Raw genomic sequence first — 640 nt, forward strand, 5'->3', positions numbered from 1 at the left:
AAAAAATTATTGAATATTATACTATTCCATGACAAGTTTTGTATATACAACTGTGGTTATAAAATACAACCCTGTATAATCTTACCAAGTAGTGATGACTTTGTTATAGTAATTGCCCAAAGTTTTTACACCAAAAAGGAGTAACCTATATAGGGTCATGTAGAAGGAATTTATTTTGTGTCAGAGCAATTTAAAGATTAAGTTGCGATTGTTACAGGTGCTGGAAAAGGTATTGGTCGGGCAATTGCGTTAACTTTAGAGCCAAGGTACGACTGCTTTTGCTGTTGCCAGTACTGATTAAGCCCTTCTACCAATTCCGCATCCTTGGCCTTGAGGTTGTTGAGAATTATTTGGTTCTTTACTTGAGCGATCGCCTATCCTAAAACCATGAGTACGAGTTAGCTTCAGACATTTTTGGTTAGTTAGGCACAATGCTTTCACACATCAATCGAGAGTGAAAGCGATACGCAATCGCGCAGCGTGTCCAAAGGACGATCGCCTCACGGCAAACGCATCTAAATTATTCTTGATCGCAACTAAGCTTATTTCAGCAATGCCTACAGCTGGCTACGCCTACGCATTTGCTATTTCGGCGTACGCATTTGTTATTTCGGCGTACGCATTTGTTATTTCGGCGTAC

General features: G+C 39.8%; 1 protein-coding gene. It reads left to right on the top strand.

Annotation, left to right across the window (positions count from 1 at the left end; genetic code table 11):
- Nucleotides 1-454: 454 nt before the first annotated feature.
- Nucleotides 455-640: hypothetical protein (locus ACFFAP_RS12300; protein ID WP_375511480.1), on the top strand; the 186-nt coding region annotated here is incomplete at its 3' end.

This window comes from uncultured Nostoc sp., assembly GCF_964245575.1.
Classification (GTDB): Bacteria; Cyanobacteriota; Cyanobacteriia; order Cyanobacteriales; family Nostocaceae; genus Nostoc.